The organism is Oleiphilus sp. HI0079, from assembly GCF_001635105.1.
Genome location: NZ_LWFT01000776.1, coordinates 1 through 1,052, shown reverse-complemented (window position 1 = coordinate 1,052; position 1,052 = coordinate 1). Strand labels below are relative to the sequence as shown.

General features: G+C 49.4%; 1 protein-coding gene. It reads right to left on the bottom strand.

All coding sequences use genetic code 11. The features are described from left to right. Window positions 1–916: PAS domain-containing methyl-accepting chemotaxis protein (locus tag A3750_RS14565; RefSeq protein ID WP_156498600.1), on the bottom strand; the 916-nt coding region annotated here is incomplete at its 3' end. Between the last annotated feature and the right edge of the window lie 136 nt (window positions 917–1,052).

The following is a 1,052-nucleotide window of genomic DNA, read 5'->3' as shown; positions in this document are numbered from 1 at the left end:
CGCTGACGCTTTGGGTGTTTTGCGAAACTTCCGCAATGGAAGAGGACATCTCGTTGATCGCGGTAGCGAGTTGCTCGAGCTCGGCTCTTTGCTTAACGGTATGTTCTTCTGTCTCCTCGGCCATGTTGACGGAGTTGCTAGCTCCGCGTTCGAGATTGCGCGTGCTGTCGACGACCCGCCAGAGTGCTGTCTCTAGTTTGTTGCGCATGAAGATTCGACTTAGTTCGATTGCACCGAGCTCGTTCGCTCTGCCTGTGTAAATATATTGTGCGAGTGGATCATGATGTAGCTGCTTCGCTTGATCTGCGGTATTCCTGATCCCGGCAGTGCCCAACCAGCAAAGCGCCGGCGCTAAAATGAGTGACAAGACAGCCAGTGTTGTTGCGGTGACACCGCCTGTTGACAGGGCGAGCAGAAATAGAGGTATTAGACAGGCATAGCTTATTGCGCTCATTCTAGCAGCCATTGGCCAATGACGAAGAAGGACGCTTTGGTATGGTTGCTTACCAGCATTGATTCGTTGGTAGGCGTCTTCTGCACGTGAGATTTGCTCGTGACTCGGTTTGAATCGAACGCTTTGAAGATCTGGCTTGCCATCCGTTTCTTCGCCGCTACTCATTACAAAGGCATCAACCCAGTAGTGGTCGCCATTTTTGCAGCGATTTTTAACAATACCCATCCAAGGCTCGCCCTGCGAGACTGTGTCCCAGAGCGACTTAAATGCAGCTTGTGGCATATCAGGATGGCGAACAATGTTGTGTGCTTGACCGAGTGACTCTTCCTCAGTAAAGCCTGAGATGTCGATGAAATCCTGATTTACATACTTGATTACCCCCTTTGCCGTTGTTGTTGAAACAATGCGGCATGAGTCAGAATAATCGACATTCTTTTGTGTGACAGGAAGGTTTTTTCGCATGCTGCTCTCACTAGAAAATCCTATATGTGAGAGCAAGTTTAGTCGAACTTATAGTGTCTGCACGCTTATGGGTTAGACCAAACGAAGGCTTAGATGCTTCATCGGCAAAGGTAAAGCTCGTAAGCGCGGCTTCCTT